Here is a 19,609-nt window from a genome sequence, read left to right as displayed (position 1 = left end):
GTAGGGCCGGCGGACGGAAGAGCGTTACGAGAAATCGCGTTTGACATCGATCTCCGGCGTCCAGTACAGGTCGTCGTCGTAGACGACTGCCGTCTCTTCGAAGCCCAGATACCGTTGTAGTTCCTCGCCGGAGACGGTGAACGTCGGCAACCGGCCGCCGAGGAGGTAGGCCATCCGTTCGTTCTCGATGTAGGGAACGGCGAACGAACCGACGGAATGGCGGTTCGTCGAGTACGTTCGGACTCCGAGTTCGTACTCGTCGTCCCCGAGCGATTCGACCATGAAAACCAGCGGCGCGCTCTCCGACTGGACGACTTGGACGCTGCCGTCGCCGACGGCGACGTACTGGTTTCCGACGAGTCGCCGTTGTTTCGCAATCGAGAGGGCCGAACGGAGTGGAAACCCTGCGTTGAGCAGTCTGGCTATGGTTCGGCCGATGACCGTCGCACCGGCGTTTCCGATTTCGCTGTAGGTGACGATGCCCCCGATACTGCCCGCTTCGACGAGGCGCTTTCCGGGTACGTAGGAGCGGCACGCGTTCAGCAGGAACATATCGACGTTGACGTTCGTCGCGTCGTCGGGGTGGAGGAGGCCGTCGTGGCAGACGAACGCCTCGCTCTCGACGTGGCCGATGTAGTGGAAGAAGTCCGTCGGCTTGCGCAGATGGTCCCGGAGTTCCGCGGTCGAACAGTCCTGATCGACCGTCACGTCGAACGGCAGGTCGTCGTGACCGTACAGCGTATCCCGATACTCCGCTCGCATCTTCGGGTCGTTGCAGACGACGGTGATTTGCGGGTCGGCCGCCGACCCGTCGCGGTCGACGCGGTGTTCGAATCCGGACTGGAGAAGCTTGTTACCGCTGACCGGTGCACCCGTGCCGAGCCACGCGTGTTCGAGGGTTTCCGTCTTCGGTGGAACGACGTACTCCTCGTTGGGAACGGGGTCCGACGGATATCGACGGTCCACCCCCGTCGACCGGGTGAACGCCGCGATATCCGTCGCTGACATAACCGTCGTACTCCGCTCGCGATCCGTCGTCGCCACGTCGATTATCGGGAGGTCCCGGATGACGTACGGAAGTTCGGCCACGTTCTCCGGCTCTGCGGTCGTTTGCACCGAGAGTCGCCATGTGGGGAGCGCCCCCTCGAAAATCGAAAAGGGAACGTCGAGATACGCGTTCAAGCGGTCGGAAATCGACGCATCGTAGAGGGTTTCGAAGTCGAGGTCGACGAGCGATTCGACCGCCTGTCGCTCGTGTAACGCCATGCGATACAGGCCTTCGGTTCGGGTGACGCAGTCGAAAAACAGCGCCTGTTTGAGCACGCGTGCCACTTCCCCCTCGAAACCGCGCTCCGGGTGAGAAAGGGAGTGAGTCCCCTGATTCGTGACGATTCGGGGTGTGTCTCCGGGGACGACCGTCGCACCGAGGTAGTACGCGAGCGAGGCGACGGGAAAGATGGATTCGAACGCGGGCGGGACTTCGATGGTCACGCCCGTTTCGGGGGGCGACAGTTCGTCCGGGACGTGCAGTTCGTCGCCGAACTCGACCGTCGGGGGATGGCCGCGAAGGGTGGGAAACGACCGTTCAGGGCTGGTCGTCTTCAACGCCGAGCCGAACGAGGAGATCGCCGCCATCACGTCCTCCGGATCGGTCGTCGTCGTTACCGTCCCCGCCGGGCGGGTGTGAGCCGAGCGAGCGCCGATTTCGACGGCCGTTTCGTCGCCGAACGAGAGCGTGAGTTCGTCCTCCCCGACGTCGAAATCGAGCGAGGAATCCACGCGAAGGTACGTCTTGACAGTCGTCGTCAGTTCGATGTAGTACTCGCCGGGCGGAATCGTGGCTTCCGTCTCGTGGTCGATGGTGACGATAAGTTCGCCCGACGTGTCGCGGACGAAGGCCGACACCATGGACGGGAACTCGATTCTGTCGGTTCGAACGCGCGCCACGGCACCGACGGGTGCGTCGAACCCATCGACGGAAACCGGACGGGGGTCCACGTTTCGGGACGTTCCGATGACGTACAGGCTCCGGTCGAGCGGGTCGATGATGGTCAGTCCCGGCCGATCCTCTCGGGGGCGAAAAAGCGGTTCCACGCTTCGGCCGACGGTGTCGGGAACGGGTACGTCACTCATGGTTTGTGAGTTTCAGAGGTCGAACCACTCGGTCGTGTGGTTCGTCTCGCGGAGATGCCAGCGTTGCTCCGGGCCGTTATCGCCCGCCCGGAGTTCGATTATCGCGTCGAATCGGTGTGCGATGGCGCGAACGTATGATGAGTCCCGGTCGATGGGAAGGACGTAATGACCCATGCCGGAAACCTCCTTGATGTGGTGGCAAAGGGTTTCGAGAAACGCGTCGACCTCGGCTTCGTCGTAGTTTTCCACCAACGGGCGGAGCGTGTCGAAGCAGAACCGAAGCTCCGCAGGTTCGAACCTGCCGCGCCCCGAATCGAGCCGCTCGATGGCGGCGGCGATTTCGTCGCGGAACGACTCGATGTCCCCGTCCACGTAGTGAACGGTCGGGTCGTTCCGCATCGCGGTGCCGTCGGCGGCGGAACGAGCGCCGGAGTGAAAGTCGACGATGTGGGCGTCCGACCCGGCCGAACCCGCCGAGGAGAGACGGTCGCGAACGGTGGAAATACTGCGGTCGTGGAGCGCAAAGAGCCGGGTCCGGTTACGGGTCGAATCGCCGAGAAGCGGGACGCTGGCGGCGTCCACGACGGAGTCGGGGACGGACCCGACGAGGAGGAGATTGCCGCCGAGTTGCTTGATCCGCGCGAGGCCGGGTTGGACGGTTATCATCCCGTCACCGCGGACGGTCACGTGGTGGCCGTAGAGCGAAAACGAGAGTCGACCCCCGCGCCGTGGAGTGCCGTCGTCGCGCGAGTTGAACAGTTTATCGAGGGCCTCGGGGTCGATGACGTCGTAGAGTTGTTCGGGGATGTCCGCCGGTTCGACACCCGCCACGTCCGCAACAGCCACCGTCACCGTCGTACTGAGTGACTGCGGGCTGGAGAGGTCGTGTTGCACGCGGTGAACGTCGCGCGTGTCAGGGGAACCATCCTCATTCATATACTTTTTAAGTTTCTGTGAGCGAGAGTGAAAAACCCATCGTCATTTATCTGACATCGGGTTCGAGCGTGCGGTATTTAGTTGGCTCCCGCGCTCGATTAGCGAACCACGAAATCGCCATCGGTATTCATTCTGTCCATTCATATGCGCGGGAGAACATCCACGGAACGCTGATGAGCAGACACCCGACACAAACCACGAGGAGAGCCAAAATCTCTCCGACGGACCAGCCCACGGACCCACCACCGCCGCTCGGTGGAGCGAGGTTTCCGGCGCTCTCCGACGTGTTCGAACTCGCCGTCGAACCGTTCGGGGCGGAGACCACGTTCGTCGTCCCGTTCTCGGTCGTCGTCTCCGTCGGCGTCGTTTCGCGTGCGGTGTCGGTCGTCACGGTGGTCGTTTCCGTCAGTGACTCCGACGCCGTGGAGGAATCCGTCTCGGTCGATACGCGGGTCGTCTCCGTCGTGGTGCTCGCTGGCGTCGTGGTGGTCGTCGATGCACGGGTCGTTCGCGTTGCTGTCGTGGACTGCGTGGTAGATGGTTGCGTTGTGGTGGGCGGCGTTGTCGTGGTAGATGGCGGTGGCGTGGTAGACGTCGAGGTCGCGGTCGTCGTGGATGTAGAAGTCGTCGTGGAAGTCGGAGGAACGGTCGTTGTCGGCGGCGGGGTTGTCGTGGTCGTCGTCGGCTGAGTCGTCGTGATCGTCGTGGTTGGCGTAGTAGTCGTCGTTGCGGTCGTTGTGGTTGACGTAATGGTCGTGGTTGGCGTAGTGGTAGTAGTTGTAATGGTCGTGGTTGTCGTCGTCGGCTGCGTCGTCGTTGTGGTCGTTCCAGTCGTCGTGGTCTCGGTGGTCGTCCCAGTCGTCGTAGTCCCGGCGGTCGTTGTCGTAGTTGTTCCCGCCGTAGTCGTTCCAGTTGTGGTCGTCCCGGTCGTCGTGGTCGAGAGCGTCGTGTCGGTAACGGTCGTGTTGGTCGTGTTCGTACTGGTCGCAGTCGAGTTCGTCGTCGGCGCGAGTGCGAGCGCCGAATCGCCGCCGCTCCCGGTTAGGGGTGTAGCGTTCCCGACGACGAGGAGCCCTGCGATGAGTAAAAGGGTGAGTACACGGGGCACCGACGTTCGCGTCTGAACCGAAACCATGGGTCGATATTCATCGATTTTCAGTACCGGGTGATTATTGTTACGATTATTCGGAATAAAGGTAAATATCGTTCAATAATTTTGTCTGATTGGTCTTATTTGTGTGGAATTTATGAGTGGACCTTGGAATGGTCAGCAACTATAGATGAGGACAGGTCTACGTATCCGACAGACGTGATAGCATTTCGCATTCCGGTATCGTCCATCTTCGTTTTATGCAACAAGTTAAGAATCCGATCGTTTTGGAGGGTCCGGGGGATGGGATTCGAACAACGCCCGAAAACCTGCGCGAAGCGCAGAACCTCGGTCTAATTCGAACCCATCCGGTCGATTCGCACGGCGCGACGGACTGTCGCGCCGACTCATGCGAGGGATGGGATTCGAACCCATGGACGTCTACACGAGCGGGTCTTAAGCCCGCCGCCGTTGGCCTAGCTTGGCAACCCTCGCGCGTCAGTCGATTGCCGCTTCCCCTGCAAGTGGGTTTCGGTTGGGGGTGGCCTCCTCGCTTATACGGCTTCGAACCGAATCCACGACCATGCTCGCCCTCTCGCGCGAGGCGTACGATACGCTCATCAGTCGCGCGCGCCGAGGTCGCCCCGACGAAATCTGCGGCATCCTCGCCGGAACTCGCGGCGACCACACGGCCGTCGAGGAGGTGTTTCACGCGGAGAACGTCGCGGCGGACACGCGAACGAACTACGAAATCGACCCGGAGGAGCAACTCGCGGTCATGGACCGAATCGAGGAAGACGGCCGTGAAGTCGTCGGCTTCTATCACTCCCATCCGATCGGGCCGGACGAACCCAGCGAAACCGACGCCGCGGACGCGACGTGGGACCGATACTCGTACGTCATCGTCTCGCTGAACGGGTCACACCCGTTCGTCGGGTCGTGGCGGTGGACCGGAGAGCGATTCGAATCGGAAGTGGTGCGGCTGGAGTAGACGAGTATTCGACAGGGACCGAACGACAATCCGGGACCGACCGAGTTCGACCCGAACGGTAGCCAACTAGGGTGTGGATTTTTCACGTCGCTTCGAACACAGGGGACATGGACGAGACGGAACCCATCGGCGGGACCGAACCAGCGGACCCGACCCATCGCGCGAAACTGGCGCTACAGCGCTGTGAAACGAGACACGCACCCGATTCACGGGTGATCGTCTTCGACGTGACTCCCGAGTCGAACGGCGACGGGATCGAACTCCGCGGGACGGTTCTCACGCCGCGTCTCGAACGGAAAGCGCGCGAGGAGGTTGCCCGCGCGACGGGACAAACGACGAGCGGTGAACTCACCGTTCTCGAACCGCTTCGAACGGAGGGGACCGTCACGCGGTCCGTCGTCCCGGTTCTGGGGGACGCGGACGACGACGCGGAGCAGGTGACACAGGTTTTGTACGGCGCGCGAGTCGCCGTCTTCGACCACGACGGCGACTGGGCGCGGGTGTCGACGCCCGACGGCTATCTCGGTTGGGTCGATGGGAGCGCCCTCGGCGAAGTGCAAGTCCAAGACATGAACGCCGTCGTCGCCCGCGATACGACGACGACCGGCGGAGAGACTGTGTACGCTGGAACTCCCTGCCGAATCGACGGCGAAAGCGAATCGACTGCCGTCTTCCGAACCGGAGAAGAGGTCTCACCGAACGAGGTGGTTCAGCGGACACCCAGGAACCCAACCGGGGAAGACGTCGTCGAAGTCGCACGGACGTTCCTCGGCACGGAGTACGACTGGGGCGGCATGACGAGGGAGGGAATCGACTGCTCGGGATTGGCGTGGATTTCCTACCGGGTCAACGGCTTCGTCCTTCCGCGCGACGCGGACCAACAGCGGGTCATGGGCGAATCGGTCGAACGCGACGAACTCCGTCCGGGCGACTTGCTCTTTTTCCCCGGACACGTCGCCATTAGCTTCGGCGGTGACGAGTACGTCCACGCCTACGGCAGTGCTGAAGCCGTCGTCATCAACAGTCTCGACCCGGAAAGCGACGCCTACATCGCCGATTTGGACGAGACGTTCGAACTCGCACGACGCCTCATCTGAGCCACGAGAACACCGCGTCGCCGATTTCGGCGACGGCGTCCGCCGCGTCGGCACCCGTGTCGGGGGTCGCTCGCCTTTCTTCGGACTCAGTGTCGCCAACCTCGTCGACGAAGATGGAGAAGACGAGCGGTCGGTTCCGACTCGGAACCGACAGGAATCCGGCATCGAGCGCCGCGGTCGGAAGCCGCCCGGTTTTGTGCGCGACGTCGGTTTCGTAGGGGAGATAGCGCGGCACCATCGACGTGTCCTTCTGTTCGGCGAGCGGAACGGTCATCCGTTCGTAGGCGGCGGGAGAGAGCGTCCTTTCGCACACGAGGTCCGCGAAGAACCGCGCACAATCGAGGGGAGTCGTCGCGTTCGTCGGTTCGTCCGTGGGGACGTGCACGTCGGATTCCTCGCACTCCGTCTCTTCGAGCGTCGTCATCATCTTTCGTGCGAGGCGGGTTCGGTCCATGCCGAGACGGGCCGCGGCGTCGTTTATCGTCGCCATTTCGAGACGGTCAATGAGCTGGTTCGTCGCGGCGTTGTCGCTCACCGAGATCATCGCTCTCGCGAGGTCCTCGACCGTCGGCGTGGCGTCGAGGAGGTGCAACAACCCGCTTCCGCCGACGCGATTTTCGGGTGAGAGCGGACAGGGCCGGTCGAGTTCCGCGAGTCGATCCTCGGTATCGTACTGCTCGTAGAGGGCGTAGAGGACGGGGAGTTTGACGGTACTCGCGCTCTGGAAGACGCGCGTTTCGTCGCGGGAACAGACGATATCGAACTCGTCCGGGCCGGACGGAAATCCGAGAAAGACGCCGAGGCGACCGTCGACGGTTTCGCCGTACTCCGCGATGACGGCCGACAGTTCGTCGCGCGTGTCGATCGCCGGCGTCTCAGGACGCATCGGTCATCGGCTCCGGTTTCGTGGCCATAGCGACACACTGGTTTCTCGTTCCTACAAATAGTTTCGTGTCGGGGAGATTTCGGAGAAATCGAGTCAGAATTCGACCTAGCATGGGAGGGTCAACCGTTATCGGCCCTTTGCGGGAAGTTCGGACATGGAACTCAGGGACCGGAAAGAGCGATTGCGCAGACACGCCGACGACCTCGTGTCGTCGTTCGGGTCGCCGCTGTACGTCTTTTTCGAGGAGGACCTGCGCACGAACTACGGGACGCTGCGGAGCGTGTTGGACGAACACTACCCCGACTCCGAGGTTCACTTCGCCGTGAAGGCGAACTACAACCTCGGCATCCTCTCGGTGCTTCGGGACGCGGGGTGCAAGGCGGAAGCCTACGCTCGCTGCGAACTGACCGCCACGCAACGCGCCGGGTTCGAGGCCGAGGACGTGCTTCTCACCGGGATGAACCGAGCGCCAGAGGACATTGAGCGGGCGCTCGACTGGGGCGTTTCCCACCTCCTCGTGGACAACGCGACGGAGCTGGAGAAGATAATCGTGGCCGCGGAGGCGACCGAAACCGTTCCCGACGTGTTGATTCGCGGCAACCCCGCGATGGAAGTGCCGACTCACCCGGAGGTAGCGACGGCGACCCGCGAGAGCAAGTTCGGCCTCGAGATCGAGAGCGGACGAGCGATGGCGGTCGCGCGGCAGGCCGTCGAATCCGACGCCGTCTCGCTCGCCGGCGTCCAGTTACACGTCGGCAGTCAGATTCGCGGCGTCGAACCCTACGGCGTCGCGGCCCGCGAGATGCTCGGCTTCGCGGCGGACGTGCGGGACGAACTCGACGTCGAAATCGAGATCCTCGACCTCGGCGGCGGGTTCCCCGTCCCCTACGACGAGGCGGTCCCGGACACGGAAACCATCGTGGCGCACATGGCCGAGACGGTTCGGGAAACGTGTGCGGAATACGACCTCGCCGAACCGCGTCTGTTCGTCGAACCGGGACGGCGTCTCGTCGGTAACGCCGGGACCTTTCTGGGAACGGTCGGCGTCGTCAAGGAGACGCCCTACGCCGATTTCGCCGTGCTCGATGGGGGCACGAACGCGGTGTCGTCGTACTGGCCGTATCCCGTCTACGCGGTGAAGGACCGCGAACCGACGCGGACGTACCACGTCGCGGGGCCGCTCTGTTACACCGGCGACGTGGTGAGCGAGGACGTTCCGCTTCCCGAACTCGGACCCGGCGACGTGGTCGCGGTGGACCGCATCGGCGCGTACTCGCTCGGAAGTGCGAGTCACACGAACGCCGAACCCAAACCCCCGGTCGTGCTGGTTCGGAGCGACGGCGCGTACGACCTCATCAGGGCTCGTGAGTCGTGCGACGACGTGCTCGGGAAGGACATCGTTCCCGAATCGTTGAACGAACCGACGCGCCCGTGAGATGTGCTGGGAGAAAGACATTTCGAACGGCGAACGCCGTGAGAAAGACCTTTGCGTGGCGGGGACCGTGACGAAGCCATGAAACCGTCAGGGACGCTGTCGCCCGACCCGGCGGGCGGCATCGAGGAGTCGGGAGGGTTCCTCGCCGGGGTGATCCCGAATCGGATCGCGCTCCGGTGTCTCTCCGTCGAACTCCGTGCACCACGAGAAATCGTCGTCGGCGAACCGAGCAGGTTCCTGTTCAGGATAGAGAACCGCTTTCCGGTGCCGTTGAGCGTTCGAGTACCGGGAGCGAAACTCTGGGGCTGGTCGGTGGACGGAATCCCGGAGGCCGACGAACGGGGGTTTGAACCGCCGGAGACGCCGCGGACGGTCCCGTTTCGACGCCGCGGTGTCAGACTGTTCGAAGGGACGTGGGACGGACAGGTCCGTCGCTCCGGAACCGACGGCGACGTGTGGAAACCGAAACCCGGAACACACACGCTCACGGCGTTTCTTGCGACGGATTACGAATATCAAAATGTGCGCGATAGCGTGCAGGTAACTGTCGTCTCCCGTTGACCCTAGTATGAGAGGGCGGCGTTATATGCCACGTCCATCTTTGCTATTAGGTATCACGAACCGGGGCTTTTGTCCCGACGACCGATACTATGACAGACAAATACGAACCCTCGTTGAACAGACGTCGATTTTTGACGGTCAGCGCGCTCGGCGGTGCGACGACACTCGCCGGCTGCGGTGGGAAAAGTACGACCGGTGACAACCCCGGTGGAGCAGGAACGACCGACTCCGACAACACGGACACCGGTGGAGACGATGGTGGCAACGACAATGCGAAGAAGGGCGGAACGTTCGTCAACACCGCTCCCGAGGACGCGACGACCCTCGACCCGCGGATGAACGAACTCGCGTGGGCGAACGGGATGTTGAATTACCTCTTCGACGCGCTCTTGGCTGTCAAACCCGACGGGAGCGAAGTCGTCCCGCATCTCGCAAAGGAGAAGCCGAAAAAGCAGGACGAGACGACCTACACCGTCCCGATTCGCCAGGGCGTCAAGTTCCACAACGGAAACGAACTCACGGCGGACGACGTGGAGTACTCGTTTAGCTGGGTACTCAACCCGGACAACAAGTCCACGAATCAGGAGAACCTCGCGTTTATCGAGAGCGTCGAGAAGTCCGGGGAGTACGAGGTGACGTTCAACCTCAAACACCCCTACGCGCTGTTCGAGTTGACGCTGGCGGGCATGAACGCCGCCATCGTCCCGAAGAAGGCCGCCGAGAAGATGGGCCAAAAGAAGTTCGCCCAGAAACCCGTCGGGAGCGGACCGTTCAAACTCAAGGACTGGCAGTCGGGGTCCGATCTCACCCTCGAACGGCACGATGAGTACTTCCTCGAAGCGCCGAACCTGAAAGGGCTCAAATACCGCATCATCCCCAAGGCGTCGGTGCAGTTCGTCGAGTTGGCGACGGGCAACGTCCACCAGGCGGGAGTCCCGAAGGATCTGCTCGGCAAGGCACAGAACCAGAACAACATCCAGATGAAGCGCATCTCGCAGTTCGATTACAACGGCCTCATCTTCAACGCGAAACACGAGCCGTTCGGGAACCGGAAGGTGCGGGAGGCGATGCAATACCTCGTCGATTACGACGAGATGCTGAAAGTGACCAAGGGCGAACTCGGCAAGCGCGTCTACGGCTTCATGCCGAAGGAGGTCAACGAGGCGTGGGACTTCCCGTGGAAGGAATGGAAGGAGAAGTACTACCCGGCGAAGGACCACGACAAGGCGAAACAGCTCCTAAATGAGGCGGGCTACGGCGGCGGCTTCGACGTGAAGATGTCCACGCACACCTCTGGGAAGTTCAAGAACATGGCCATCATGCTCCAGAACGAGATGGACAAGGTGGGTATCAACGCCGAGGTGCAGGAAGTGTCCATCGGCGAGTGGCTCGACCAACTCGACACGGGCGAGTACGACGTCACATTCTACGGTTGGTCGGGAGGGCAGGACCCGGACGGGTTCTACTACTACCTGTTCCGCAACCCGCGCAACGACGACAGCCCGGTCCCGGACGACTACGTCGGCAACGCGTCCGCCGGAATGCTGTACGAAGCGTATCCGAACAGCGAGAAGCTCCAGAAAGCCGACGAGAAGATCCGCAAAGCGCGGGAACTCCAGAGCCGCGACGAGCGCCGACAGCTGTACATCGACGCCGCGGAGACGTTCATGTCCGAGTACCCGCACATCCCGGTCTATTCGGAGCAGTCCGCCACCGCGTGGAGCAAGAAGGTGAACGACTACGAGCCGACCGCGTTCGTCTCACAGCCGCTGTGTAACGAGTGGTCGAATGCCTCGCTGAGCAAGTAACTCCCCACCCCTTTCCGTACACGAAATCATGAGCATGTATCGATACACCGCCCGGCGGCTCCTTCAAATGATACCGGTCCTGCTGGGGGTTTTCACGCTGACGTTCATCATGATGCACAACCTTCCGAGCAATCCGGTTCGCATCTATCTCGGGCTGAACCCGAGCAAGGAGCTCGCGGATCAACTCATCCACCAGTATGGCTTCGACCGACCGCTGTGGCAACAGTACCTCGATTACCTCGGGCGAATCCTGCACGGCAACCTCGGCACGTCGTTCATGCGAAAACGACCCGTCACCGACCTGATGATGGAGCGCATCGCCCCCACGCTGACGCTGATGGGCCTGTCCTACGTCATCGCGTTGCCGATTTCGCTCCTGCTCGGCATCTACGCCGCCTCGCGGCACAACGAACTCGGCGACCACGTCTCGCGCTTCTTGGGATTGGCCGGACTCTCGACGCCGAACTTCTGGCTTGGGCTGATGCTTATCTTCCTCCTCGCCTACGAACTGCAGTGGCTCCCGGCGTCCGGATACGTCCCGTTCGCCCAAGACCCGGTCGAGTCCGTGAAGCGACTCATCATGCCCGTCATCACGCTCGCGACGGCACAGACGGCGACGCTGATGCGGATGACGCGTTCGAGCATGGTCGAGGAGCTATCACAGGATTACGTCCAAACGGCACGCGCCTACGGACTTCCCGAGCGGCGAATCCTGCTCAAACACGCCTTCAGGAACGCCCTGTTGCCGCTCGTGACCATCATCGGACTGCAGTTGTCGTTCCTGTTGGACGGGAGCGTCATCGCCGAGAAAATCTTCGCCATTCCGGGCATCGGCCGGTTGTTCTTCAACGGCATGACGCACAACGATTACGGCGTCATCATGGGCCTCACCCTGATATTCGCGTTCCTGTTCCTGATGGGTGTCCTGTTGACGGATTTGGCCTACGCATACATCGACCCGCGAATCAGATACGACTGATATGAGTACGAATCAACCAATTACGGAAGCCGAAATCGACACGGAGAGTCGCCTACGAGGGACGATTCGAGAGCTACGACACAGTCCGACAGCCGTCGCCGGAGGAATCATGGTCGGCATCCTCGTCGTGCTGGCCGTCTTTTCGACCATCGACCTCGTAGTGTTCGACAAACAGCTCATCACCGCCATCCACGCGGACCCACACCAGATGGACACGATGAACGCCTACTCGGCACCGTCGCTTTCTCACCCCATGGGGACCGACAATTTCGGGCGTGACGTGCTGTCGCGGGTTATCTACGGGAGCAGAATCGCGCTCGCCATCGGCGTCATCGCCGTCGGAATCAGCTTCCTCGGCGGCGTCGCCTGCGGCGCGACGGCGGCCTACTTCGGGGGCAGAGTCGACGACGTCATCATGCGAACGCTGGAGGTGTTGTACTCGATTCCCGGCCTCATCCTCGCAATGACGCTAATGGCCATCATGGGACCGAGCGTGTACAACCTCTTTCTCGCCTACGGGGTCATCGGCATTCCGGCGTACGCCCGCGTGATGCGTTCGGAAGTCCTCTCCCTTCGGGAGGCGGAGTACGTCGAAGCGGCGCGCGCCGCCGGACTCCCGACCCGGACCATCCTGTTCCGCGAAATCGTTCCGAACGGACTGACCGCAGTTATCGTTCAGGCGACGCTCTCGATGGGCGGCGTCATTATCGGCGCGGCGGCGCTGTCGTTCCTCGGGTTCGGCGTCCAGCCGCCCACGGCCTCGTGGGGACGAATGTTGAACGATGCACAGCAATCCATGATCATCGCGCCGTGGGCCGCCGTGTTCCCCGGCCTGATGATATTCCTCACCGTGATGGGGTTCAACATGCTCGGCGACGGCCTCCGCGACGCGATGGACCCGCGGACAACGCTGTGGAAACCCGACTGGGACGAACTCGGCGACGACTTCCTGCCCGGCGACGATCGACAGAGAGAGGAACCCGACGCGGTGACTGACGGCGCGGCGACGGACGGCGGAACGACCGCGCATAAACGACCCGACGAAGACGGAGGAAAGCGATGAGCCTCCTCGAAGTCGAGAACCTACGGACGTACTTCTACACCGAGAGCGGCATCGTGCAGGCGGTTGACGGCGTGAGCTTCGAGGTCGATAGGGGCGAGACGCTCGGTCTGGTCGGCGAGAGCGGGGCCGGAAAGAGCGTCACGGTGAAGAGCCTGCTCGGCCTCGTCAACTCGCCCGGAAAAGTGGTCGACGGCTCGGTTCGGTTCGACGGGCGCGACTTGACCGAGTGTTCCGAGCGAGAACTCCGGCGGGAGGTCCGCGGGAGCGAAATCTCGTTCGTCTTTCAGGACCCGATGACGGCGCTGAACCCCGTCTTCACCGTCGGGAACCAGATCGCCGAAATCGTCGAGTACCACACCGACGCCACCGAAAAGGAAGCCTACCGGCGAGCCATCGAGCTGCTGGACGACGTGGGAATCCCGGACCCGGAACAGCGGGTGGACCAGTACCCGCACGAGTTCTCGGGGGGGATGCGCCAGCGCGTCCTCATCGCCATGGCGCTGTCGTGTAACCCGAAGCTCATCATCGCGGACGAACCGACGACGGCGCTCGACGTGACGATTCAGGCCCAAATCCTCGACCTCTTCGACGAGATTCAGGAGAAGTACGACACCGCAGTCGTCTACGTCACCCACGACCTCGGGGTCGTCCGCGAGACGTGCGACCGGGTGGCCGTGATGTACCTCGGGAAAGTGGTCGAGCAGGCACCCTACGAGGAACTGTATCGCGACCCGAAACACCCGTACACGCAGTCGCTGCTGCGGTCGGTCGTCCGACCGGACGAACGCGTGGAGAACCTCGACCCCATCGAGGGGACGATGCCGAGCGCCATCGACCCGCCGTCGGGGTGTCGATTCCGCACGCGGTGTCCCGTGGCGGTCGAGGACTGTTCGAGAATCGAACCGCCGCGACTCGACGTGGGACCGAACCACGATGCGGCGTGCATCCTCTACGAGGAGGAGTACGGCGGTGAGGTACCGCGACTGCACGAACGAGCGAAACGAGGAAAACCATGAGTCAACAGGCGACGCGGCCTCCGGAAGAGCAGACCGAACCGCTCCTCAGGGTGGAGAACCTGACGAAACACTTCCCGGTGAACACCGGGTTCATCAGTTCGCTCCGGTGGAACGCCGACGGCGGCTTTCCGCTGACGCTGGACGACAAGCAGGTCAGAGCGGTCGACGGCGTGAGCTTCGACCTGCAACCCGGCGAAACGCTCGGCGTCGTCGGCGAGTCGGGGTGTGGTAAATCGACGCTCGCCCGAACCCTCCTCGGGTTGACGGAACCGACCGGCGGAGCGGTGGAGTTCCACGGGGTTCGGACGACGACGTTCGATTCGGACGCGGAACGGACGTTCCGCCGGAACGCCCAGATGGTGTTTCAGGACCCGCAATCGAGCCTCAATCCGCGCCGTAAGGTGGGAACCATCATCGCGGACCCGCTCGAAGCGGCCGGATGGGACGAAGAGCGGCGACAGGAGCGCGTCGTCGAACTGCTCGGACAGGTCGGGTTGAAGGAGGAACACTACGGACGCTATCCGCACGAGTTCTCGGGCGGGCAACGCCAGCGCATCAATCTGGCACGGGCGCTCTCGATCAACCCGGACCTCGTTGTCGCCGACGAACCCGTGAGCGGGTTGGACATGAGCGTGCAGGCACAGATTCTCTCGCTCATGCAGGACATACAGGACGAGTACGACCTGACGTACCTGTTCATCACACACGACTTGAGCGTCGTCAGAAACGTCGCCGACCGCGTGGCGGTCATGTACCTCGGCGACTTCGTGGAGACGGGTCCGGCCGAGCGCATCTTCACCGAACCGCACCATCCCTACACCCGTGCGCTCCTCGATGCCGTCCCGAACCCCGACCCCGACACCCGCGGCGTGGAATCGAAACTCGTCGGCGACGTACCGAGTCCCAGCGACCCGCCGTCGGGCTGCAAGTTCCATACCCGGTGTCCGAACGTCATCGTCCCCGACCCGTTCACACGCGAGGCGTACCGCGAATATATGGACCTCAAGGAGGACGTCCGAGCGGCGTCCCTCAAAACGGACGCCGAACCCGCCGCCGTTCGGTCGGGCTACTTCACCGACAGCCTCCCGGTTGCGGTCGACGAGACGGTCGAAAAAGCCGTCGCGGCCGCTTCGAGCGGAGATTGGAACGGCGCACGGGAAGCGCTCGAAGCGTACCAATCCCCGTGTGAAACCGACGTGCCGGAACTCGAATCGGTCGCCGACGGACAGCGCTCGGCTTGCCACCTCGACGCCGACGAACGGGAACCGTTCACGTGGTAAGCGGAATGGACTCCGACGTTTCCATCCTCGACTCGGATTCGTTCGCCACGAGCGTACTGGCCCGCGAGCTCGGCGGGTCCGTCATCGCGGCACAGAACCCGGACGTGCCGCTCCCGCCCGCGTCGAACACGAAACTGCTCACCGCCGCCCTCGCGCTCCACCATCTCGGCCCGGACTATCGCCTCGAGACGCGCGTCTCGCGGGCGGGAGATTCGCTCGTGCTGTCGGGACGAGGGAACCCGTCACTGTCGACGACGGACCTGTCGCAACTCGCCGAATCCGTTCGGGACGCCGGAATCGACGGTGTGAGCGACATCATCGCGGAGACGGGGTGGTTCGACGGCCAGATGCGCGGACCGGGCTGGACGTGGGAGGACGGACGGCACGGCTACGGTGCGGAGAGCACCGCGCTGGCACTCGTGGGAAACACGGTTTCGGTAACGGTGTCCGGCACCGACGTCGAGGTTACGCCGGACACCGACGTTATCGAACTCCGCACGGAATTCGACGAAACCGCAGAAGAGTTGCAGGTGTTCCGCGACTGTCCCGAGAATACGATTCGAGTGGAAGGAAAGCCCCCCGAAGAACCCCACACCGAAATCGCCCCGGTCGGCGACCCCGTTCGTCACTGTCTGCTCGCGTTCCGTGACGCGCTCGAAGCGAAGGGCGTGAACCACACCGGCGGCGTTCGCGTCACGGACGAGAGCGAACCGGGCGAGACGGTCACGACGGTGAAATCCCCGCCCGTCGCCGAACTGGTCCGCGAGATGAACGTCCCCTCGGACAACTTCCTCGCGGAGCAACTGGCCCGAACCGTCGCCCGCGAGGTCCGCGGCGATGGCTCGTGGGACGCGTGGGAACGCGTCGTCGGTGACTTCCTCAACGCCCGCGATGCGGGACCCGTCCGAATCAGGGACGGGTCCGGCCTCTCACGCTACAACCTGATTTCGGCGCGGGGGCTGGTGCGGACGCTCGAATGGGTCGGAGAACGGCCGTGGTCCGAGACGTTTTTCGGCTCGCTTCCCGCGTCCGGCGAGGGAACGCTGGCGGAACGGTTCGCCAACGTTCCGGGTGTTCGGGCGAAGACCGGGACGCTCACCGGCAGCAGGACGCTCTCGGGAATCGTCCACAGGGAGGACGGAACCGACGTCGTGTTCTCCGTCCTCCTCGGCGGACTGGTCGGCGACGACGAGGAGCGGGCGCGGGAGCGAATCGACGCGTTCGTGTCGGAACTGGCCGACTGAGCGCAAAGGTTTTTCAACGAAAACGGGAGCAGTTCGCTCCATGGACCGATCCCTCGAATCCATCGGAGAGAGAGCCGTCGAGCGGTTGGTTCGAGTGCTATTCCGTTGCTCGATGTTGTTCTCGTCGCGCCCGTGGAGGTGTCACGGGGAGGAGCAAACGGTCACGAGTCACGCGCTCGCGGACCCACACGATCGGCACGGGAGAGAAGCGTCGACCATCGTCGATGCGGGACCGCCTACCCGTAGAACTCGTTTCTCCCCGCGCCGCCGCCGTGCAACATCGCCACGGACGCCTCGAACGCCGCGACGTACGAGTCCGCTTCGATGCGGGTCGTCCGACCAGCGACGCGTTCGACCGACGGAATCTCCGCCGCGCGGGCGGCCTGATTCGTCGCCGCCCAGTCGGCCTCGATGATCACCGGTTCGTCCGGCGTCGGTTGCGCGAAGTCGGACGCTCGACGGACCGCCTGCTCCGCGCCCTCTCGAATCCGGTTTCGGGCTTGCTCGGGGGGAAGACAGTTCGCCGTGAACCGGTCGATTCCCTCCTTGACGACGGCAGTTTCGACGTCCTCCAGATGGTCGAGCGCCTCCGTTTGGGTCGCGTCGTCGCCCGTGACGAGACCGACCGGAACGCCGAGCGAGGCCGCGAGTCCAGCGTTCCAGCCGAGTTCGCCGACCTCCGTTCCGTTCACGCGGAGCGAGAGGAGGACCTGCCCGTAGTAGGTGTGGTTCAACACGGCCTCCGGCGTTCCGGCCTTGGCGTGGTAGCCCACGAAGAGGGCGACGTCGTGGTCCTCGCTCAGTCCCTGCATCATCGACCACGGTTTCGTGCCACCGCGAATCAGGTGGGCCGATTCGTGCAGCGGCTCGCGGGGCAGGTTCGTCATCGAGGAGTGCGAATCGTTGACCAGTACCTCCTCGGCACCGCCGGCAAGCGCGCCCTCGACGGCCGCGTTCACGTCGGCGACCATCGCGTCCCGTCCGGCGGGATAGTCGGCCTCGCCCTTCACCACGTCGCTCGGGTCGGCGATTCCCGTGATTCCCTCCATGTCGGCGGAGATGAAGACGTTCATCGTTCGTCCTCCAACACCCGTTCGACCTTCCTGAAGGTTCGCCTCCACGTCGCCCGCTTCGAGAAGACGTGGTTCTCGCCGGGATAGTGGTCGGCGTCGAACTCCTTTTCGAGGTCGGTGAGCGCTTCGACCACCACGTCGAGTTGCTCGAAGTTGACGTACCGATCACCCGTCCCGTGGAAGTTGTAGAGCGGAACCTCGTAGTTCGCCATGTGCGTCGCCGGGGAGGCCTCGTCCCATCGTTCCGGGACCTCCCACGGTTCGCCGCCCATCCGCAACGCTTCGGCGGAGACGGCCGCCGGGTATTTCGTCTCCTCGGCCCACCCGCGGTACAGTTCCATGTCCGCCAGTCCGGCGAGGTTGATGCCGACCGAGAAGACGTCGGGATGCGTCCCGAGGACCTGCAACGTCGCGTAACCGCCGTAGGAGAGCCCCCACACGGCGACCGAATCGGCGTCCACGTAGTCCAACGATTTCAGGTACTCGCCCGCCCGCGCCACGTCCTCGATTTCGTCCTTCCCGCGTGACCCCGCGATGGCCTGTCTAAACTCCCGCCCGTAGCCGATGCCGCCGCGATAGTTGACGAAGAGGCAGGCGTACCCCTTTGCGGCGAGGTACTGGTGATAGGTGTAGAACAGGCCATACGCGCGCGACGGGTGCCAGCCGTCGCGCATTTGGCGCATCGGCCCGCCGTGGACGCAGACGACGGCGGGGAGGTCCGTCGCATCGTCCACGGCGTCGGACTGCCGCGGGTCGAGCAGATAGCCGTCGATACACCGTCCCGCGCTCTCGAACTCGACCCGTTCGGGTTCGACCGGTGGCGTCGGCCACTCCTCCACGGACGAGCGCGTGAGTCTCCTCGTCCTCGGTTCGCCGTCAGCCACACTCGAAACGCGGAGTTCCGGCGAGCGCGTTCGGTCGGCGTGGACATACGCGAGGGTTTCGCCGTCCGGCGCTGGCCGGGGGTGGACGTTCGTTCCGGGCGTCTCCACGAGCGGCGTCGTTTCGCAGTCGATGGAAACGGAGAACAGGTGTCGCTGGCCGGGGTCGTTCCGGTTGGAAGCGAAGACGAGCGTTTCGTCGTCGAGCCATCGCGGCGTCGCGTCGGCGACGCCCTTGTCCTCGAACAACCCCTCGGTGAGTTGCGTTCGCTCCTCGGTTTCCGCGTCGACGACGTGGACGTGGTCCCACCCGTCCATCGGGAGCGAGAGAGCGATTTTCGTCCCGTCGGGGGACACCGTCGGGGCACCGCTCGAAACGATACCGCGTTCGCGGTCGATTTCCCTGACGAGAACGCTTTCCTCGCCCGTTTCGGTGTCAGCGGCGATCGTTCTCCTGACCCGTCCGCCCTCGCCGCGCCGGTCGAAAACGACGCGACCGTCGGCCAGCCACGCGGGACAGGAACTCGCCATCTCGCCGCGCGTCCGCCAGACGAGTTCGTCGGTGTCACCGCTGGCGGAGTTCACATCGATGACGCCCACGTGCGTCGTGTCGTCCTCGACGAACCGATACGCGAGGAGCGCGTCGTCCGACCACGCGAACATCCGTTCCTCGTCGAGAAACGGCCCGCGTTCGGGAACGTCGAAACTTCGCTCCGCGCCGGTCGTCGCGTCGCGGACGACGGGACGGCCGTCGCGGTAGAACGAAAAGCGCGTCCCGTCGTTCGACCACGTGTACGACGCCGTAGCCTCCGGACCGGAGCGAATCAGGTCGGTCGTTCGTTCGTCCGGGTCGGCGAGGAACAACTCGCCCGCGTCGGTCGCGACGAGGAGTTCGGGGGTCGTCGTCGACCACGCGAACTCGGTGACGTGGCCCTCTTCGGGGACAAATTTCCACGGGGAGTCGCCGGCCGGGTCGGTCACGAACAGGGAGTTTCCGTCGTCTTCGTAGGTCGTCGCCGCGAGGAAGTCGCCGTCCGCGGACCACGCCGGGGGACCGGGATACTTCACGTCAAGTACGTCGGAAATCGTGGGGGAAAGTGGCATAAAAATCGATTCGGGTCAACCCTCAAAGCGGT

At 63.5% G+C, this 19,609-nt stretch carries 17 protein-coding genes and 1 tRNA gene; 12 read left to right on the top strand and 6 right to left on the bottom strand.

Annotation, left to right across the window (positions count from 1 at the left end; genetic code table 11):
• Nucleotides 1–24: 24 nt before the first annotated feature.
• Together ACGYLY_RS00540 and ACGYLY_RS00535 are read right to left on the bottom strand one after the other, a co-directional pair.
• The gene (locus tag ACGYLY_RS00540) at nt 25–2,133 is read right to left on the bottom strand and encodes a hypothetical protein (RefSeq protein WP_395283598.1); all 2,109 of its coding nucleotides are present in this window, start codon (nt 2,131–2,133) and stop codon (nt 25–27) included.
• Between the two features lie 12 nt (nt 2,134–2,145).
• Nucleotides 2,146–3,069, bottom strand: a complete 924-nt coding sequence (locus tag ACGYLY_RS00535; protein WP_395283597.1) for a HalOD1 output domain-containing protein — start codon at nt 3,067–3,069, stop codon at nt 2,146–2,148.
• A 173-nt stretch (nt 3,070–3,242) separates the two neighbouring features.
• On the opposite strand from ACGYLY_RS00535, the gene ACGYLY_RS00530 reads away from it, so the two are divergent.
• Together ACGYLY_RS00530 and ACGYLY_RS00525 are read left to right on the top strand one after the other, a co-directional pair.
• Nucleotides 3,243–3,758, top strand: a complete 516-nt coding sequence (locus ACGYLY_RS00530) for a hypothetical protein (RefSeq protein ID WP_395283596.1) — start codon at nt 3,243–3,245, stop codon at nt 3,756–3,758.
• Between the two features lie 6 nt (nt 3,759–3,764).
• Nucleotides 3,765–4,193, top strand: a complete 429-nt coding sequence (locus ACGYLY_RS00525) for a hypothetical protein (protein WP_395283595.1) — start codon at nt 3,765–3,767, stop codon at nt 4,191–4,193.
• Between the two features lie 376 nt (nt 4,194–4,569).
• On the opposite strand, the gene ACGYLY_RS00520 is transcribed toward ACGYLY_RS00525, so the two are convergent.
• Nucleotides 4,570–4,654, bottom strand: a tRNA-Leu gene (locus ACGYLY_RS00520).
• A gap of 88 nt (nt 4,655–4,742) precedes the next feature.
• On the opposite strand from ACGYLY_RS00520, the gene ACGYLY_RS00515 reads away from it, so the two are divergent.
• Together ACGYLY_RS00515 and ACGYLY_RS00510 are read left to right on the top strand one after the other, a co-directional pair.
• On the top strand, nt 4,743–5,150 hold the full coding sequence (locus tag ACGYLY_RS00515) for a desampylase (protein WP_395284180.1): 408 nt from the start codon (nt 4,743–4,745) through the stop codon (nt 5,148–5,150).
• A 107-nt stretch (nt 5,151–5,257) separates the two neighbouring features.
• The gene (locus tag ACGYLY_RS00510; RefSeq protein ID WP_395283594.1) at nt 5,258–6,247 is read left to right on the top strand and encodes a C40 family peptidase; all 990 of its coding nucleotides are present in this window, start codon (nt 5,258–5,260) and stop codon (nt 6,245–6,247) included.
• Here the strand turns inward: ACGYLY_RS00510 and ACGYLY_RS00505 are convergent.
• Complete coding sequence (locus ACGYLY_RS00505; protein ID WP_395283593.1) at nt 6,240–7,133, bottom strand: serine hydrolase; 894 nt, start codon at nt 7,131–7,133, stop codon at nt 6,240–6,242. The two genes, ACGYLY_RS00510 and ACGYLY_RS00505, sit on opposite strands and share 8 nt — an antisense overlap.
• Before the next feature lie 154 nt (nt 7,134–7,287).
• Here ACGYLY_RS00505 and lysA point away from each other — a divergent pair, with 154 nt between their 5' ends.
• From lysA to dacB, 8 genes are all read left to right on the top strand, one after another.
• Nucleotides 7,288–8,568 (top strand): diaminopimelate decarboxylase, encoded by a 1,281-nt coding sequence (gene lysA / locus ACGYLY_RS00500; RefSeq protein WP_395283592.1) that lies wholly within the window; start codon nt 7,288–7,290, stop codon nt 8,566–8,568.
• Nucleotides 8,569–8,646: 78 nt separating this feature from the next.
• Nucleotides 8,647–9,129: a hypothetical protein gene (locus tag ACGYLY_RS00495; RefSeq protein WP_395283591.1), complete on the top strand. Its 483-nt coding sequence runs from the start codon at nt 8,647–8,649 to the stop codon at nt 9,127–9,129.
• Between the two features lie 89 nt (nt 9,130–9,218).
• Nucleotides 9,219–10,937 carry an ABC transporter substrate-binding protein gene (locus ACGYLY_RS00490; RefSeq protein ID WP_395283590.1) on the top strand — a complete coding sequence of 573 codons (1,719 nt, stop codon included), beginning with the start codon at nt 9,219–9,221 and terminating at the stop codon, nt 10,935–10,937.
• Nucleotides 10,938–10,965: 28 nt separating this feature from the next.
• A complete protein-coding gene (locus ACGYLY_RS00485; protein WP_395283589.1) occupies nt 10,966–11,916 on the top strand; it encodes an ABC transporter permease in 951 nt (316 codons plus the stop codon).
• Between the two features lies 1 nt (nt 11,917).
• Complete coding sequence (locus ACGYLY_RS00480) at nt 11,918–12,979, top strand: ABC transporter permease (protein WP_395283588.1); 1,062 nt, start codon at nt 11,918–11,920, stop codon at nt 12,977–12,979.
• The gene (locus ACGYLY_RS00475) at nt 12,976–13,995 is read left to right on the top strand and encodes an ABC transporter ATP-binding protein (protein ID WP_395283587.1); all 1,020 of its coding nucleotides are present in this window, start codon (nt 12,976–12,978) and stop codon (nt 13,993–13,995) included. Before ACGYLY_RS00480 ends, ACGYLY_RS00475 begins: the two co-directional genes overlap by 4 nt.
• The gene (locus ACGYLY_RS00470; protein WP_395283586.1) at nt 13,992–15,275 is read left to right on the top strand and encodes an ABC transporter ATP-binding protein; all 1,284 of its coding nucleotides are present in this window, start codon (nt 13,992–13,994) and stop codon (nt 15,273–15,275) included. Before ACGYLY_RS00475 ends, ACGYLY_RS00470 begins: the two co-directional genes overlap by 4 nt.
• Before the next feature lie 5 nt (nt 15,276–15,280).
• Complete coding sequence (dacB, locus tag ACGYLY_RS00465; RefSeq protein ID WP_395283585.1) at nt 15,281–16,519, top strand: D-alanyl-D-alanine carboxypeptidase/D-alanyl-D-alanine-endopeptidase; 1,239 nt, start codon at nt 15,281–15,283, stop codon at nt 16,517–16,519.
• Nucleotides 16,520–16,755: 236 nt separating this feature from the next.
• On the opposite strand, the gene ACGYLY_RS00460 is transcribed toward dacB, so the two are convergent.
• Nucleotides 16,756–17,592: a M55 family metallopeptidase gene (locus ACGYLY_RS00460; protein ID WP_395283584.1), complete on the bottom strand. Its 837-nt coding sequence runs from the start codon at nt 17,590–17,592 to the stop codon at nt 16,756–16,758.
• Nucleotides 17,589–19,577: a prolyl oligopeptidase family serine peptidase gene (locus ACGYLY_RS00455; protein WP_395283583.1), complete on the bottom strand. Its 1,989-nt coding sequence runs from the start codon at nt 19,575–19,577 to the stop codon at nt 17,589–17,591. The genes ACGYLY_RS00460 and ACGYLY_RS00455 overlap by 4 nt, the downstream gene beginning before the upstream one ends.
• Nucleotides 19,578–19,609: the final 32 nt, after the last annotated feature.

Origin of the sequence: Haladaptatus sp. CMAA 1909, assembly GCF_043952005.1 — an archaeon.
GTDB lineage: Archaea > Halobacteriota > Halobacteria > Halobacteriales > Haladaptataceae > Haladaptatus.
The sequence above is the reverse complement of the archived record's forward strand: the minus strand, read 5'-3'. Positions and strand labels throughout refer to the sequence as shown.

Coding starts and splice junctions, on each gene's coding strand:
- lysA (WP_395283592.1), top strand. CDS start 7,288: ATGGAACTCAGGGACCGGAAAGAGCGATTGCGCAGACACGCCGACGAC.
- ACGYLY_RS00480 (WP_395283588.1), top strand. CDS start 11,918: ATGAGTACGAATCAACCAATTACGGAAGCCGAAATCGACACGGAGAGT.
- ACGYLY_RS00475 (WP_395283587.1), top strand. CDS start 12,976: ATGAGCCTCCTCGAAGTCGAGAACCTACGGACGTACTTCTACACCGAG.
- ACGYLY_RS00515 (WP_395284180.1), top strand. CDS start 4,743: ATGCTCGCCCTCTCGCGCGAGGCGTACGATACGCTCATCAGTCGCGCG.
- ACGYLY_RS00490 (WP_395283590.1), top strand. CDS start 9,219: ATGACAGACAAATACGAACCCTCGTTGAACAGACGTCGATTTTTGACG.
- ACGYLY_RS00495 (WP_395283591.1), top strand. CDS start 8,647: ATGAAACCGTCAGGGACGCTGTCGCCCGACCCGGCGGGCGGCATCGAG.
- ACGYLY_RS00460 (WP_395283584.1), bottom strand. CDS start 17,592: ATGAACGTCTTCATCTCCGCCGACATGGAGGGAATCACGGGAATCGCC.
- dacB (WP_395283585.1), top strand. CDS start 15,281: ATGGACTCCGACGTTTCCATCCTCGACTCGGATTCGTTCGCCACGAGC.
- ACGYLY_RS00540 (WP_395283598.1), bottom strand. CDS start 2,133: ATGAGTGACGTACCCGTTCCCGACACCGTCGGCCGAAGCGTGGAACCG.
- ACGYLY_RS00530 (WP_395283596.1), top strand. CDS start 3,243: ATGAGCAGACACCCGACACAAACCACGAGGAGAGCCAAAATCTCTCCG.
- ACGYLY_RS00485 (WP_395283589.1), top strand. CDS start 10,966: ATGAGCATGTATCGATACACCGCCCGGCGGCTCCTTCAAATGATACCG.
- ACGYLY_RS00535 (WP_395283597.1), bottom strand. CDS start 3,069: ATGAATGAGGATGGTTCCCCTGACACGCGCGACGTTCACCGCGTGCAA.
- ACGYLY_RS00455 (WP_395283583.1), bottom strand. CDS start 19,577: ATGCCACTTTCCCCCACGATTTCCGACGTACTTGACGTGAAGTATCCC.
- ACGYLY_RS00470 (WP_395283586.1), top strand. CDS start 13,992: ATGAGTCAACAGGCGACGCGGCCTCCGGAAGAGCAGACCGAACCGCTC.
- ACGYLY_RS00510 (WP_395283594.1), top strand. CDS start 5,258: ATGGACGAGACGGAACCCATCGGCGGGACCGAACCAGCGGACCCGACC.
- ACGYLY_RS00505 (WP_395283593.1), bottom strand. CDS start 7,133: ATGCGTCCTGAGACGCCGGCGATCGACACGCGCGACGAACTGTCGGCC.